Source organism: Geobacter pickeringii, from assembly GCF_000817955.1.
Taxonomy (GTDB): Bacteria; Desulfobacterota; Desulfuromonadia; order Geobacterales; family Geobacteraceae; genus Geobacter; species Geobacter pickeringii.
Genome location: NZ_CP009788.1, coordinates 3341606 through 3356090, shown reverse-complemented (window position 1 = coordinate 3356090; position 14485 = coordinate 3341606). Strand labels below are relative to the sequence as shown.

Annotated in this window: 12 protein-coding genes; 7 read left to right on the top strand and 5 right to left on the bottom strand. The window is 63.3% G+C overall.

Annotated features, from left to right (window positions below; translation table 11 throughout):
- Positions 1–3 precede the first annotated feature (3 nt).
- Entirely contained in the window at positions 4–1458 is a 1455-nt protein-coding gene (locus GPICK_RS15245; protein ID WP_039744646.1) for an NADH-quinone oxidoreductase subunit N, read from the top strand.
- Between the two features lie 399 nt (positions 1459–1857).
- On the opposite strand, the gene GPICK_RS15240 is transcribed toward GPICK_RS15245, so the two are convergent.
- The 5 genes from GPICK_RS15240 to GPICK_RS15220 form a co-directional block, all read right to left on the bottom strand.
- Positions 1858–2616 (bottom strand): DUF116 domain-containing protein, encoded by a 759-nt coding sequence (locus tag GPICK_RS15240; RefSeq protein WP_039744644.1) that lies wholly within the window; start codon positions 2614–2616, stop codon positions 1858–1860.
- Positions 2609–3565 carry a methionyl-tRNA formyltransferase gene (gene fmt, locus GPICK_RS15235; RefSeq protein ID WP_039744641.1) on the bottom strand — a complete coding sequence of 319 codons (957 nt, stop codon included), beginning with the start codon at positions 3563–3565 and terminating at the stop codon, positions 2609–2611. The genes GPICK_RS15240 and fmt overlap by 8 nt, the downstream gene beginning before the upstream one ends.
- Before the next feature lie 9 nt (positions 3566–3574).
- Positions 3575–4078, bottom strand: a complete 504-nt coding sequence (gene def / locus GPICK_RS15230) for a peptide deformylase (RefSeq protein WP_039744639.1) — start codon at positions 4076–4078, stop codon at positions 3575–3577.
- Between the two features lie 127 nt (positions 4079–4205).
- Complete coding sequence (priA, locus tag GPICK_RS15225; RefSeq protein WP_039744637.1) at positions 4206–6449, bottom strand: replication restart helicase PriA; 2244 nt, start codon at positions 6447–6449, stop codon at positions 4206–4208.
- A gap of 53 nt (positions 6450–6502) precedes the next feature.
- A complete protein-coding gene (locus GPICK_RS15220) occupies positions 6503–7693 on the bottom strand; it encodes an FprA family A-type flavoprotein (protein WP_039744635.1) in 1191 nt (396 codons plus the stop codon).
- 192 nt (positions 7694–7885) lie between these two features.
- Here GPICK_RS15220 and ttcA point away from each other — a divergent pair, with 192 nt between their 5' ends.
- The 6 genes from ttcA (at position 7886) to GPICK_RS15190 (ending at position 14478) form a co-directional block, all read left to right on the top strand.
- Complete coding sequence (gene ttcA / locus GPICK_RS15215) at positions 7886–8659, top strand: tRNA 2-thiocytidine(32) synthetase TtcA (RefSeq protein WP_039744631.1); 774 nt, start codon at positions 7886–7888, stop codon at positions 8657–8659.
- Between the two features lie 204 nt (positions 8660–8863).
- Positions 8864–9841: a 4Fe-4S binding protein gene (locus tag GPICK_RS15210; protein ID WP_039744630.1), complete on the top strand. Its 978-nt coding sequence runs from the start codon at positions 8864–8866 to the stop codon at positions 9839–9841.
- A gap of 39 nt (positions 9842–9880) precedes the next feature.
- Positions 9881–10534, top strand: a complete 654-nt coding sequence (locus GPICK_RS15205; RefSeq protein WP_039744628.1) for a lactate utilization protein — start codon at positions 9881–9883, stop codon at positions 10532–10534.
- Positions 10535–10537: 3 nt separating this feature from the next.
- Complete coding sequence (locus tag GPICK_RS15200; protein WP_144400148.1) at positions 10538–11254, top strand: ComF family protein; 717 nt, start codon at positions 10538–10540, stop codon at positions 11252–11254.
- A 404-nt stretch (positions 11255–11658) separates the two neighbouring features.
- Positions 11659–12774 (top strand): hydrogenase small subunit, encoded by a 1116-nt coding sequence (locus GPICK_RS15195; protein WP_039744625.1) that lies wholly within the window; start codon positions 11659–11661, stop codon positions 12772–12774.
- Positions 12775–12777: 3 nt separating this feature from the next.
- On the top strand, positions 12778–14478 hold the full coding sequence (locus tag GPICK_RS15190) for a nickel-dependent hydrogenase large subunit (RefSeq protein ID WP_039744623.1): 1701 nt from the start codon (positions 12778–12780) through the stop codon (positions 14476–14478).
- Positions 14479–14485: the final 7 nt, after the last annotated feature.

Sequence of the window (14485 nt, the reverse complement as noted above, 5' to 3'; positions counted from 1 at the left end):
TAGATGGAAACTATCGCTATTCCTGCTATCAACCTGGCGCCAATCATGCCGGAGGTCATCCTTTCGATCTTCGGGATGGCGCTGCTCCTTGTGAATGTGTTTGTTCCGAGTGAGCAAAAGGCCTATCTGGGATACCTGAGTCTCGGCGGTATTCTGATCACTGCAATGACGGTCCTGAGCGGTTGGAATGCACCCGTATCAGGATTCAGCGGGGCGGTGCTCCAGGACAATTTTGCCGTTTTTTTCAAGTGTATCTTTCTCCTCTCGGGGGGGCTGACGGTCCTGATCTCGGATCATTACTTCAAACGCGAGGAATGTAATGTCGGGGAACTGTACCCGCTTCTTCTCTTTGCCACCGTTGGCATGATGCTCATGGCCTCAGGCACTGACCTGATGACCATCTTCCTTGGTTTGGAAGTGCTCTCGGTTTCACTTTATGTGCTCGCCGGCCTGAACCGCGCAAACCTCAAGTCAAACGAAGCCGGACTCAAGTATTTCCTTCTTGGTGCATTTTCCACCGGGTTCCTGCTCTATGGCATGGCGCTCACGTATGGCGCAACGGGAACGACTCGGGTCGTAAAAATCGCTGAGTACATTGCTCAGAATGGAGTTGTCGCCAAGAATCCGATGTTCTTCATCGGCATGCTGCTCATGGCGGTTGGTTTCTCGTTCAAGATTGCGGCGGCACCCTTCCACATGTGGACCCCTGATGTATACGAAGGGGCGCCGACCCCCATGACTGCGTTCATGTCTGCAGGGCCGAAAGCTGCCGGTTTCGCGGCATTCATGCGGGTCATCCTCATTGCGTTCCCGGCACTGAAGGCCGATTGGTCTGCCCTCCTCTGGATACTTGCTGTTCTTACGATGACGATCGGCAATCTGATTGCACTCAACCAGGATAACATCAAACGGATGCTGGCGTACTCCTCCATAGCCCACGCTGGGTACGCTCTGGTTGGTTTTACGGCGGGTAACCCTGAAGGGACGGCCGGTATTCTTTTCTACATGCTCTCCTACGCCTTTATGAACATTGGTGCATTTGCGATCATTGTCCTTGTTGGCAAGAAGGGGGAAGAGAACAACAACGTATCTGATTATGCAGGTTTTGCCACGAAGCATCCCGTTCTTGCCCTGGCGATGGCCATCTTTCTCTTTTCCCTTGCGGGAATGCCCCCGACCGCAGGATTCATCGGCAAGTTTTACCTGTTCTCGGGTGCCATCAAGGCTGGATACATCTGGCTTGCGATCATCGGGGTACTTAACAGCGCGGCTTCCGTGTATTACTATCTGAGAGTCATGGTTTACATGTACATGAAGAACCCGGTTGAAGAGTTCGACTGGATGAAATTGTCCGCCCCGGTTGCACTCTGTATAACCATTTCGGTCGTCGGCGTACTCGTGCCCGGCGTAATGCCTGCATACCTCTTGGAGCTTGCCCAGAAAGCAGTCCTGCTCTAAGAAACACCGATCGTTTCCATCACAAAAAGAGCCCCTCCGCGCGGAGGGGCTCTTTTTGTTTGCCAAGGCCAAGGTCTTGACGGTGAGACGGTGAAACGGCACCTATTCAAGGGAGCCGAGCCTGAGCTGAATTGGAAACGTTGAGAAAAGTGCCGGGCTCATTTCAAGCTCATCCGGTCAAGAAAGAGGGCTAGTCGTGATGGCCGAATGAAGATGAAAAAAGAAGGCTGCGCTGGTCGCGACGCGACGGTGTAGTCATCTGCCGGGTGCTGGAGGGATCAGGTTGGTGTCAATGTGAGGGGACGAACAGGAAAACCATATCGTGTACGCCGGTGCGAGCCATGCTGCTGAACGCGGTTGACCTCGCGTTTTAAAACTCCATGGCAGCGAGGGGTGATGTTATCCGATAACGGCTTGAAGCGATTCGTCGATCTTTCCAATATCGACCTTCGTGTTGAAGCAGGGGCCAAAGGGGCGGTCGTTGAGAACGCCGATCACCGGGAGCGGGTAACAGTCCTTTATTCCTGAGGTGAGGTCCCGTTCGCATGCGACGGCCAGGACGAGCTTCGGTCTCTTTTCGATGATTACCTTTCGGGCCAAGGTGCCGCCCGTGGCGACGGAAATATCGATCGAGTACTTATGGGCAAGTTCAGCAAGTCCCATGATGTCGCATCTGCCACAGCGGACACACTTGTTGATGTCGCCGGTCACCTTGATCTCGCACTCGAACAATTGCAGGCAGTGAGGGAGAAGGATCAGTATCCGGTCCGGCTTGACCTTGAATCGCTGCGAGAGGACAAGGCTGTTGTTCATGGCGATGAAAGATTGGCGGATGGTGTCGATCGATATGCCGAATGCACGACCGATCAGTTCAATGGCGGGTAGAAGGAATTTGACCACGACACCGCGGAGAAAACGGGTGAACAGGATGTCCTTCCCCAAGGCAGAGGTCAGGACAAGAACCAGGGTGCCGACGAGGGCAAGGAGGGAAAGGGCGCCAAACACGACGCCGGCGATACGCGGCAGGCTCGGGTGGATATTGGCGAGGCCCGTAGTGGGAATCCACCAGAGAAGGTAGATCACCCCGACGATCAGAAGGCAGGTGAGCCCCATGAGGCAGATAAAGAGACGTTTTTGAGGCTGTTTCTGGTCAGGCATCGTTCATTCCACGCTGTGCGCCGAGGGTGGTTTGCGGTTCGATGCGATATCCGGCAAGGAATTCGAATGCCGGTAACCGCTTCCGTCCCTCAAGCTGAAGTTCTTGGATAAGCAGGCTTTCTGCGCCACAGGCAACGAGGATTCCTTCCCTGTCGGCTTTAATGACACGCCCCGGTTTGCCGGAGGCACTGACGACTGATGCTCGGCAGATTTTGAGGGTCTTGCCGTGGAGCGAGGTGAACGCGCCGGGCCAGGGAGTGAGCCCCCGTACGAGGTTCTTGATCTCCTGAGCCGCTTTTGTCCAATCGATGTGGCCGGTTTCCTTTTTGAGCATCGGTGCATAGCAGGAAAGGGCATCATCCTGTTTTTCCCGGGTCAGGGTTCCGGCGGCAAGCCGGTCAAGCGTCTCATCAATGGTGTCGGCGCCAAGACAGGAAAGGCGGTCGTGCAGAGCTTGCGCATCCTCATCGGGATCGATGGGTATGGCGCGTTTCACCAGCATGTCCCCCGTGTCGAGACCGGCATCCATCTGCATCGTGGTAATACCGGTTTCCGTCTCGCCGTTGACGAGACACCAGTTGATGGGGGCGGCACCCCGGTACCGCGGGAGAAGCGACGCATGGATGTTAATGCAGCCGTGCTTCGGAATGTCGAGAAGGCTCTGGGGCAGGATCTGGCCGAATGCGACCACGACGATGAGGTCGGGGCGCAGTGCCCGGATCTGCTCGACAACCTCCGGTGCGCGGACCTTGAGGGGCTGGATCACCGGGATGCCGTGTTCTTGGGCCAGTGCCTTGACCGGTGGCGGAACGAGCTTCTGACCGCGTCCCTTCGGACGGTCGGGTTGGGTGACGACGGCGAGGACATCCTCGCCGCGCTCGATCAGTCTGAGCAGGGTGGGACAGGCGAAGTCGGGGGTTCCCATAAAGATAGTGCGAAGACCTGCCATGGCGATCAGTTAACCCTCCTCTGCGGTACGGCGGAATTTTTTCCGGAACATCTCGCGTTTGAGGGGAGAGAGGTGGTCGACAAAGAGGACTCCGTCCAAATGGTCGATCTCGTGTTGGAACGCGATGGCCAGAAGCCCCGCCCCCCGGTAGGTGACCTCTTCTCCCTCAAGGTTCAGGGCCTTGACCACGACCTCTTCATGGCGGTGGACATTGGCGGCGTACTTGGGGATGGAGAGGCACCCCTCCTCCTCGAACGATTCCCCCTCGGAATGGACGATCAGCGGATTAATGCAGACAATCAGCTCGGGCTTCTCGTCCTTCTGGGAAACGTCGATGACGATAACCCTCTGATTGACACCCACCTGGGGGGCGGCAAGGCCAACTCCCTGGGCGTCATACATGGTCTCGGCCATGTCTCGGACGAGTTCCCGAATCTTGTCGTTGATGACCGGAACCGGCGCCGACTTCTTCTTGAGGATCGGATCGGGATAGGTGAGGATTGTACGTATCATGATAAGCCTTTTGCAGCCGGCTTCCTCCCCGGATCACGGGAGGGCGGCCTGCGGTGTTGACGGTTGTTATTCTCATGAATATAGAGAGTTGGCCGAAAAAAATCAAATCCTTCCTGTTGGCCGGGCGTCACATCAGATCGACCGGATCGACGTCGACATGGAGACGGATGCCGGATGACGGTGCGTAGGTCCGCTGATTGCGAAGAAGGAGCCGATGCAGCGCGGACCGATTGGGGGCCTTGAGAAGGATCTGCCACCGGAAGCGTCCCCGGAGTTTGGCCAGGGGGGCGGCCACCGGGCCGAGGATCTCGATCCGTCCCCCCTGTTCGGCCCGCAGGTCGCGGAGATGCGCTGCCAGACGGTCCGACTCTGCTTCGGTGGCGGAAGGGGAGGTCCCTGTTAGGTAAAAGACTGCAAGGTAGGTGAAAGGGGGGTAGCCGGCATCGCGACGGAACGCGAGCTCGGTGGCGTAGAACCCTTCGATGTCGCCGGCAACGGCGTGGGTGAGGGCATAGTGTTCGGGCGTCAGGGTCTGGATGAGGACCCGGCCGGGGTTCTCCCCCCGACCGGCCCGGCCGATGAGTTGAGTCACCAGTTGAAAGGTCCGCTCGCCGCTCCGGTAGTCAGGGATGTTGAGGCTCGACTCCACCGAGAGGATTCCAACCAGGGTGATGCCGGGGAAATCGTGCCCCTTGGCGACCATCTGGGTGCCGATCAGGATGTCGGTCTTCCGCTCGGCCACCCTCCTGAGGATGCGGGCATGTCCCCCCTTCCCCGCCGTGGTGTCCCGATCCATCCGCTCGACGCGTGCCTCCGGGAAGCGTTCCCGCATCCGCATCTCCACCTGTTCGGTTCCGAGGCCGAGAAGCGTTACCTGCCCGCTGCCGCAGCCGGGGCAGACCGACGGGGCCGGAATGGCGTAGTCGCAGTAATGGCAGATGTGGCGGTTCTTGCGCTGGTGGTAGGTAAGGGTGACGGCGCAGTTGGGGCAGCGGAGCACGTGGCCGCACTCCTCGCAGGTGAGCCAGGTGGCAAAGCCTCGGCGGTTGAGGAAGAGGAGGGTCTGGCCGCTGCGGTCGAGGTTGTCGGCAACCGCTGCGGCGAGGGGGGAGAGGAGCGTTTCGCCCCGCTGGCCCCGGGCATCGAGGAGCTCTGCCGGCGGAAGCGGCATGCCGTTCACCCGCTCGGGGAGCTCGAGGAGGGTGAGTTTGCCGCTGGCTGCGGCATGCCACGTGGTTACCTGGGGGGTAGCGGTGCCGAGGATGACCGATGCCCCGGCGATCTTCCCCCGAACAAGGGCCAGGTCCCGGGCATTGTAGCGGAACCCCTCACCCTGCTTGTAGGATGACTCGTGCTCTTCGTCCACCACGATCATGCCGAGCCGCTCCAGGGGGGCGAAGATGGCGGAGCGGGCGCCGATGACGATGGTTGCCTCGCCCCGCCGGATCCGGCGCCACTCGTCGTAGCGCTCGCCGTCGGAGAGGCCGCTGTGCAGGACTGCAATGCCGCACTGGAAGCGACGACGGAACCGGTTGACGAGCTGGGGGGTGAGGGCGATCTCCGGGACGAGGACGAGGGCGGTTTGCCCCTGCGCCACAACCCGGGCGATGGCCTGGAGGTAGACCTCTGTCTTGCCGCTTCCGGTGACGCCCAGGAGGAGAAACGGCGCGAACCGGCCGGCATCGAGGGCGGAGGCGATCTGTCCCAGGGCGGCCGCCTGCCCCGCGTTGAGGGGGAGGGGGGAATCGGGTTCGACCGCCTCTTCGCGAAACGGGTCCCGGTACACCTCCCGCGCCTCGCTCTCCACGAGGTCGAGCTCCCGCAGCCGGCGGAGCGGGGAGGCGCAGTCGCCGAAGAGCTCCCGCAGTGTCGCGGTGGTCGTCTCCCCCGCCTGGCGAAGGTGGGCCAGAAGCTGCGCTCCCTTCCCCCGCGGAGCGGGGCGCTCCATAGCTCCGGCCGCGGCCCGGTAGACGGTCTCCGTCCGTACCGACCGGCCACCGGTCAGTTCCCCGCCGGAGTGGCCGGTGCTCCCCCGGCGGCTCTGGATATTGATGCCGGCGGGGAGAGCCGCCTTGATCACCTCGCCGAGGGGGTGCAGGTAATAGGAGGCGGCCCAGCGGTAGAGCTCCAGCTCCCGGAGGGTGAAGAGGGGGGCTTCGTCGAGAAGATCGACGATCGTCCGCAGTTCGCGCCCTTCGTCCGTGCCGAAGCCGAGGATATAGCCGGTGACGGTGCGCCTGCCGAAGGGGACCAGCACCCGCCTGCCGGGGGCCGCTGCGCCACGGAGTTCCGGCGGGACCCGGTAGTGGAAGGTGGTGTCGAGGGGGAGCGGGACGGCGACTTCGATGATGTTCGAATGGGAGTCCTTCATGGGGTACGGGGCGGGGGATGATGAGCGGGGAACCGCTCATCATCCCCCGCCGGTCATGGTTTCCGGAGTATTTCTTCGGCGATGGCTCGGCCGAAGCCTTCGAGTTGCCCCAGCGCCTCGGGGCGCGGCGTGAACGGAAAACGCAGAAACGGAGCCGGCAGCTTGAAGTTGAGCCCCTTGAGCCGCTCCTCCGCGATCCGGCACGCCTCGCCGCTCCAGCCGTAGCTGCCGAAGACGCCGGCGATGTTCCCCTTCAGCTTCACCGTGGAGAGGTAGGCCAGGACGTCCCACATCGGTTTGGGGACATCGCGGTTGATGGTCGGGATCCCGAAGATGAGGGCGTCCCCCTCCTCCATCAGATCGCGGATCTCGCCCGGAGTGAGGTGGGATATGTGGCGGCTCACCACCTCGATGCCGGGGAGTGCGGCACCCTTTGCCACGGCGGCCGCCATCCGCTCGGTGTTGCCGTGGGGAGAGAGGTAGAAGATGACGATCTTTCTGGCGGCGGGAGCGGGGCGGCACCACTCCTCGTAGTAGCCGACGTATTTCCACGGATCGGTGCGGATCACCGGGCCGTGGCTCGGGCAGAGGATCTCGATCCGTTCGGCGCGGATCTTGTCGATGGCCGCCAGCGCCTTGTCCTTGAAGGGGCGCATGATGCAGTCGAAGTAGAACTCCATGTCCGGGCGGTAGTCGGGGAGCTCGTCGTTGAAGATCCCGTCGCCGCAGTAGTGGGCGCCGAAGGCGTCGCAGGTGAAGAGGACGCCGTCATCCTCCAGGAGCGAGAACATGGTGTCGGGCCAGTGGAGAAAGGGGGCGATGAGGAAGCGCAGGCGCTTCCCCCCCAGGTCGATCACCTCACCGTCCTTCACCACGTGGGAGGCGAAGGGGGTGTGGATCAGGTTGCCGAGGAAGGTTTTGGCTGCCTGGCTGGAGACGACGGTCGCACGGGGGGAGTGCCGGAGCATCTCCGCCAGGGAGCCGGAGTGATCCGGTTCCGTGTGGTTGACGACGTAGTAGTCGACGGTGGCCGGGTCGACGAGCTCCTTCACCTTGGCGAGGAACTCCGCCGAGCGCTCCCCCTTCACCGTGTCGATGATGGCGGTCTTCTCGCTCCCCTTGATCAGGTACGCATTGTAAGTGGTCCCCTGCTCGGTGGGGAAGAGATCGTCGAAGGTGCGCAGCTCCGGATCCCGGGAGCCAATCCACCAGAGTCCCGGCTTTATCTCGATGATGTCGTTCATGGGATACCCCTTCCTGCGGTCGTGTAGACGCAGGGGAGATAATAGCAGGATGCCCCGCGCCGGACAAGGGTGACGGGGAGTTTTTTCTCGCGGCGTCCAGCACGTACCATGGGGCGGCGGTGGTGGCATCCCTTGACTTCGTTCCGTCCCCTGGGGTACGCTTGACCGATTCGCCCGACAAGAGGAATGCCCGTGGAGTTTGTTGACGAAAAGCTGTACAAAAGGATCAAAAACGCGGTGGGGAGGGCCGTCGCCGACTTCGGCCTCATCGAGGAGGGGGACCGGGTTGCCGTGGCGGTCTCCGGGGGGAAGGATTCCTACACCCTCCTCCACATCCTGGAGGAGCTCCGGCGGCGGGCACCGGTGAAGTATGAGCTGATGGCGCTCACCATCGATTCGGGCTACCCCGGCTTCCGCAGCGACGTCATCGCCGCCCATCTGCGGGAGCACGGCTTCGCCCACCACGTGGAGAGCACCACCCACTACGACATCATCAGGGAGAAGCGCCGCCCCGGCTCCTCCTACTGCTCCATCTGTGCCCGGCTCAAGCGCGGCGCCCTCTACACCCTGGCCCAGAGGTTCGGCTGCAACAAGCTGGCGCTCGGGCACCATCTGGACGATTTCGTGGAGACGCTGCTGCTCAACCAGTTCTACGTCGGCTCCCTCAAGGCGATGGCACCGCGGATGCTGGCCGACAACGGCGAGACGACGGTGATCCGTCCCCTGGTCTACGTGGAGGAGCGGGAGATCATCCCCTTCGCCCGGGGAAACCGCTTCCCGGTCGTCTGCTGCTGCTGCCCGGTCTGCGGCAAGGCGGACCTGCAGCGCAAGCGGATGAAAGAGCTCCTGAAGGAGCTGGAGAAGGAGAACCCCGCCGTCAAGCGGAGCCTCCTGCGGGCACTGGCCAACGTGCAGCCGCGGCACCTCCTCGACCGGGAACTGCAGCGGACCTGCGCGATCCCCTGACGGCATTCCTCGCGGGGGGCTTCTTCTCCCGGGCGGGTTGCGCCACGGGGCGGTCGCGTCTCATGTCGACGAAGGCGATGCAGGCGCACCAGGCGACGAGGGCGGCGCCGAAGACGACGAGTGGTTCCATGGTATCCTCCTCTGTTGCTGATGGAGAAAGGATAGCCGATATGTGCGTCAGAATATGTCACAAGGAGTGATGGCGTGAGCAAGCGTTATGTACAGCCCCTCCGGATCGCCACCCAGTGGGCCTTTCTCTTTTTCCAGATCTACCTCGGCGTCCGGCTGTTTCTCTTCGTGCGCCACTTCCGCTCCGGCGGGGCCGTCCCCTTCGTGCCGCGGGGCGAGGGGGTGGAGGGGTTTCTCCCCATTGCCGGGCTCCTCGGGGTGAGGGACTGGTTTCAGAGCGGCTCCATCAACCCGGTCCATCCGGCGTCGGTGCTCCTCTTCGTGACGGTGGTGGCGGTTTCGCTTCTTCTCAAACGCTCCTTCTGCTCCTGGGTCTGCCCGGTGGGAACCCTGTCGGAACTGCTCTGGAAGCGGGGCTTTGTCCTCTTCAGGCGCAACGTCCGTCCCCCGCGCTGGCTTGACGGGGCGCTGCGGGGGATCAAGTATCTCCTTCTCCTCTTTTTCCTCTATTTCATCCTCTGGAGCATGGCGCCGGAGGCGGTATCTGACTTCATCCTCTCCGACTACAACAAGATCGTCGACGTGCGGCTCCTCGACTTCTTCCTCCATCTCTCGGGGATTCCCCTTGTGGTGATCCTCGTCCTCCTTGTCCTGTCGCTTCCGGTGCGAAACCCCTTCTGCCGCTACCTCTGCCCCTACGGGGCGCTCCTGGGGCTCGTCTCGATGCTTTCTCCGGTGAAGGTGACGCGGGAGGGGAAGGCGTGCGTTGCCTGCGGCGTCTGCACCCAGGTCTGCCCCGCCTACATCCCGGTCATGGCCAAGGAGCGGGTCCATTCCGAGGAGTGCATCGGCTGCTGGCGCTGCGTCAGCCACTGCCGGGCCATGGGAGCCCTGGACATGAAGTTTCCGGGGCGAAAGCTCGTGGTGAACGCCATCCTTTTCGCCGCGCTGGTGGTGCTCTTCTTCGTGGGGGCGTCCCTGGTCGGGCGTGCCACGGGACACTGGAAATCGCAGATACCCTATGCCGAGTACATGCGGCTTCTGGGGCCGTAAGGCAATTGATCGAAAAATTTTTTTAAAAGGAGGCCTTCCATGTCCCTCACAACCGAACTCGTCGACTGGACCTACGAACAGAAGTGCCGCACGGCCGTTGCAGCCCTGGAGAAGAACGGCTTCACCGCCCTCTACTGCCCCGGCGGGAAAGAGGCGTCCGACTACATCGTCGCCGAGGCGGCCGAGGCGCAGAGCGTCGGTTTCGGCGGCTCCATGTCGGTGGTGGACCTGCAGGTCATCGACCGGCTGGGGGAGATGGGGAAGGAGCTCCTCATTCACGGCCAGCCGGGGCTCTCACTTGAGGAGCGGGTGGCCATCATGCGGCGCCAGCTCACCTGCGACCTCTTCCTCTCCGGCACCAACGCCCTGACCCTCGGCGGCTGGCTGGTCAACATCGATGCCACGGGGAACCGGGTCGGCTCCATGTTCTTCGGGCCGAAGAAGGTGATCGTCGTGGCGGGGCGCAACAAGCTGGTGGACGGCGGCGTGGAGGAGGCGATCACCCGGATCAAGGAGTGGGCCTCCCCCCCCAACGCCCGGCGGCTTTCCTACAAGACCCCCTGTGGCACCACCGGCTTCTGTTCCGACTGCAACTCCCCCGACCGGATCTGCCGCATCACCACCGTCATCGACCGCAAGCCGCGCCTCACCGACCTGCGGGTGCTCGTGGTGAACGAGGACCTGGGGCTGTAAGTGGTGTTGCTCCGGGGGCTCCTGGACGTCCTCTTTCCCCCTCTCTGCCACGTCTGCCGGAAGCCGGTGCCGGAGGCGGGGGAGCTGCATCTTTGCCCCGACTGTCGGGGGGCGATGACCCCGGTCGCCTCCCCCTGCTGCCCGGTCTGCGGGATCCCCTTCGGGACGGAAGGGGGGATCGATCACCCGTGCGGCGACTGCCTCACCGCTCCTCCCCCCTTTGACGCGGCCCGGGGGGCGCTCGTTTTTGCCGGTCCTGTCCAGGAGCTCATCCACCGGTTCAAGTACGGCCACAAGGTCCACCTCCGCCGCCCCCTCGCTCTCCTGGCGGTCGAGCATCTCACCCCCTTTGTCCGTGGCGTTGCCCCCGACCTCATCGTTCCCGTGCCGCTCCACCGTGTCCGGCTCCGGGAGCGGGGATTCAACCAGGCGATCCTCATCGGTGAGGTCATGGCGCGGCACTGGGGAGCGCCGCTTCTGCGCGACACCCTGCGCCGCGTCCGGCCTACCGCCCCCCAGGTGGCGCTCAGCGCACCACAGCGGCGGGAGAATGTACGGGGGGCGTTTTCGGTTGCCGTCCCCGAGCGGGTCGAGGGGCGTCGGGTGCTCCTCGTGGATGACGTCTGCACCACCGGGAGCACCCTGGCCGAGTGCGCCCGGGTGCTGCGCCGTGCCGGCGTGGCGTCGGTGGCGGCCGTCACGGTCGCCCGCGCTCCGTAACGCGTTCTTCAGGTCGTTTTCCTCCGCGGTTCCCCCCTTTTTTACACCCCTCTCCCCGCCCGGCTTGTTTTCCCACCTTCGGCATCGATGTGATCCGTATCGAAGAAGCTACGAGAAATAGCGTTCTAAATGGTTTAATGTACCGGGTTGAGCAGATGATTTATCTCAGCTTTTTGGTGTGGATCAGTTGCGGTTTTAAAATAAACAAACTTAGCTGTTTTTAATTTGCAGCAAGCCGATTTACAGGAAAAAAAGGCATGATACACTTTCACCTTGACAATGATTTGTTTTGGTGAGATTGAGTCGTAACAAATGCCGTTCTAAAATATTGTCAGGCGATTTCGGGCCGGCGGGTCCGCTGAGATGGCGCTTTTTATCCTCAACAGAGAAGAAGGAGGAGTTCCATGTCGAAGAGCAGTGACGAACGGGAAGCGGTGCCACGTCCCTCCGCCGGGGCTGGTTCCTGGGAAGAGCGGGGGATCACCCGGCGCGACTTCATGAAGTTCTGCACCGCCATGTCGGCGGCCCTGGCGCTGCCGGTGTCGCTGGTGCCGCGGATCGCCGAGGCCTTGGAGGCCGACGGCCGCCCCTCGGTGATCTGGCTGGAGTTCCAGAGCTGCACCGGCGATACCGAGGCGCTGCTGCGGGCCGCCAACCCCACGGTGGGGGAGATCGTCCTCGACGTCCTCTCCGTGGACTACGCCGAGACCATCATGGCCGCCGCCGGCCACCAGGCCGAGGAGGCACGGCTCAAGACCCTCAAGGAGCGGAGCGGCAAGTACATCGCCATCGTCGAGGGGGCGATCCCGATGAAGGACAACGGGGTCTACTGCTGCGTCGGCGGCCGGTCCGCCGTCGACATCGCCCGGGAGGTCTGCGGCGGCGCCATGGCCACCATCACCGTCGGCACCTGCGCCTCCTACGGCGGCATCCCGGCCGCCGCCCCCAACCCCACCGGCGCCGTGGGGGTGAAGGACGCGGTCCCCGGGGCCACGGTCATCAACCTCCCGGGGTGCCCGGTCAACACCGACAACCTGGTGGCCACGGTGGTCCACCTCCTCACCTTCGGCAAGCCGCCGGCCACCGACGGCAAGGGGCGCCCCCTCTTCGCCTACGGCAAGAAGATCCATGACAACTGCGAGCGCCGCCCCCACTTCGATGCCGGCCAGTACGTGGAGCAGTGGGGGGACCAGGGGCACCGGAAAGGGTACTGCCTCTACAAGATGGGGTGCAAGGGGCCCGAGACCTTCCACAACTGCCCGACCCAGCGCTACAACGAGAAGACAAGCTGGCCGGTGGGGTCCGGCCACGGCTGTGCCGGCTGTTCCGAGCCCCACTTCTGGGACACCATGACCCCCTTCTATCGGCGACTCCCCCACGTTCCCGGATTCGGTATCGAGACCACGGCCGACAAGATCGGCCTCGGCGTCGCTGCCGCCACGGCGGCGGCCTTCGGCGTCCACGGGGTGGTGAGCGCGCTGCGCAAGGGAGACGAATCCGACGCGGGGAAGGAGGGGTAGAGCATGGCCAGAATCGTCGTTGATCCGATTACGAGAATAGAGGGGCACCTCCGGATCCAGGCTGAGGTGAACGGGGGGCATATCACCGACGCCTGGAGCTCCAGCACCATGTTCCGGGGGATCGAGAAGATCCTGAAGGGGCGCGATCCGCGGGACGCCTGGTACTTCACCCAGCGCCTCTGCGGCGTCTGCACCACGGTCCACTCCATCGCCTCCATCCGGGCAGTGGAGAACGCCCTGAACATCCACGTCCCGATGAACGCGGAGCTGATCCGCAACCTCATCATCGGCATCCAGGTGGTGCAGGACCATGTGATCCACTTCTACCACCTCCACGCCCTCGACTGGGTGGACGTGGTCTCGGCGCTGAAGGCCGACCCGGCCAGGACCGCCGTCCTGGCGGCGTCCCTCTCCGACTGGCCCCTCAACTCCCCCACCTACTTCAAGGGGGTGCAGGACAAGGTGGCGGCCTTCGTGAAGAAAGGGCGGCTCGGTCCCTTCGGCAACGCCTACTGGGGGCACCCGGCCTACAAGCTTCCCCCCGAGGCGAACCTGATGGCTACGGCCCATTATCTGGAGGCTCTGGACTGGCAGCGGGAGGTCATCAAGATCCACGCCATCCTCGGCTCCAAGAACCCCCATCCCCAGACCTTCCTGGTGGGGGGGATGGCGATCCCGGTGGACCCCAACTCCCAGAACGCCCTCAACGCCGACAAGATCGCCGAGGTCGGCCAGCTGCTGAAGAAGGCGAAGGAGTTCGTGGAGAAGGTCTACATCCCCGACCTCCTGGCGGTGGCCTCCTTCTACAAGGAGTGGGCCGGCATCGGCGGCGGGGTGGGGAACTACCTGAGCTACGGCGAGTACCCGCTGGACAACAGCGGCAAGCCGGAAAAGCTCTGGTTCCCCCAGGGGATCATCCTGGGCAAGGATCTCTCCCGGGTCTACCCCATCGACCAGAAGAAGATCACCGAGAGCGTGGCCCACTCCTGGTACGAGGGGGGGGACGCCGGGGTCCATCCGTGGGACGGGCAGACCGAGGCAAAGTACACCGGGCCGAAGCCCCCCTACGACATGATCGACACTGACCAGAAGTACTCGTGGGTCAAGTCGCCGCGCTACGACGGCAAGCCGATGGAGACCGGTCCCCTGGCCACCATCCTCGTGGCCTACGCCGCGGGGCACAAGGGGGCCAAGGGGGCGGTGGACCTGGTGCTCGGCAAGCTCGGGGTCGGTCCCGAGGCGCTCTTCTCGACGCTGGGGCGGACGGCGGCCCGGGGGATCGAGACCCTGCTGGTGGCCCAGGAGCTTCCCAAGTGGCTCGACATGCTGGTGGCCAACGTGGCCGGCGGCGACCTGGCGATCCACAATGGCGAGAAGTGGGATCCCGCCACCTGGCCCCGGGAGGCCCAGGGATACGGCTGGCACAACGCTCCCCGGGGAGCGCTGGGACACTGGATCAGGATCAGGGACCAGAAGATCGAGAACTACCAGGCGGTGGTTCCCTCCACCTGGAACGCCTCCCCCCGGGACGAGAAGGGGCAGCGGGGTCCCTACGAGGCGGCGCTGGTCGGCACCCCCATGGCCGACCCGAACAAGCCCCTGGAGATCCTCCGGACCATCCACTCCTTCGATCCGTGCCTCGCCTGCGCCGTCCACGTGGTCGACCCCGACGGCGGCGAGCTGGTGAACGTCAAGGTCCTGTAAGGGGGAA

What these genes read in the sequence shown, in the direction of transcription:
- GPICK_RS15245 (WP_039744646.1), top strand. Translation starts at nt 4, where the DNA reads ATGGAAACTATCGCTATTCCTGCTATCAACCTGGCGCCAATCATGCCG.
- GPICK_RS15240 (WP_039744644.1), bottom strand. Translation starts at nt 2,616, where the DNA reads ATGCCTGACCAGAAACAGCCTCAAAAACGTCTCTTTATCTGCCTCATG.
- fmt (WP_039744641.1), bottom strand. Translation starts at nt 3,565, where the DNA reads ATGGCAGGTCTTCGCACTATCTTTATGGGAACCCCCGACTTCGCCTGT.
- def (WP_039744639.1), bottom strand. Translation starts at nt 4,078, where the DNA reads ATGATACGTACAATCCTCACCTATCCCGATCCGATCCTCAAGAAGAAG.
- priA (WP_039744637.1), bottom strand. Translation starts at nt 6,449, where the DNA reads ATGAAGGACTCCCATTCGAACATCATCGAAGTCGCCGTCCCGCTCCCC.
- GPICK_RS15220 (WP_039744635.1), bottom strand. Translation starts at nt 7,693, where the DNA reads ATGAACGACATCATCGAGATAAAGCCGGGACTCTGGTGGATTGGCTCC.
- GPICK_RS15205 (WP_039744628.1), top strand. Translation starts at nt 9,881, where the DNA reads ATGTCCCTCACAACCGAACTCGTCGACTGGACCTACGAACAGAAGTGC.
- GPICK_RS15195 (WP_039744625.1), top strand. Translation starts at nt 11,659, where the DNA reads ATGTCGAAGAGCAGTGACGAACGGGAAGCGGTGCCACGTCCCTCCGCC.
- GPICK_RS15190 (WP_039744623.1), top strand. Translation starts at nt 12,778, where the DNA reads ATGGCCAGAATCGTCGTTGATCCGATTACGAGAATAGAGGGGCACCTC.